This window comes from Microbacterium sp. ER1 (assembly GCF_023383675.1).
Taxonomy (GTDB): domain Bacteria; phylum Actinomycetota; class Actinomycetes; order Actinomycetales; family Microbacteriaceae; genus Microbacterium.
Genome location: NZ_QCXO01000068.1, coordinates 1 through 255, shown reverse-complemented (window position 1 = coordinate 255; position 255 = coordinate 1). Strand labels below are relative to the sequence as shown.

The 255-nt window shown below is 68.2% G+C and carries 1 pseudogene; it reads right to left on the bottom strand.

Annotation, left to right across the window (positions count from 1 at the left end):
* Positions 1-255 (bottom strand): annotated as a pseudogene (locus tag BV453_RS01790) (hypothetical protein); the annotation flags it as partial.

Here is a 255-nt window from a genome sequence, read left to right as displayed (position 1 = left end):
GGGTGAACGCGATCAGGATGACGATCAGGATCGCGGCGGCCGCAAGCAGTGCCCAGCCGACGGCGCCGCGTTCGTAAATCTCGTCGAGGGGGTCGCCGGTCTCCCGCGGGATGCCGAAGACCACGTCGACGAGACGCTCACGCAGGTTCGCGATAACGAAGCCGATCAGCGCGAACACGAAGATGCCGCCGCGCAGCAGCGGGCTCGCGCGATGCAGGCGGTGCCAGTCCCCGTCGGCGAGTGAGGTCACAACCC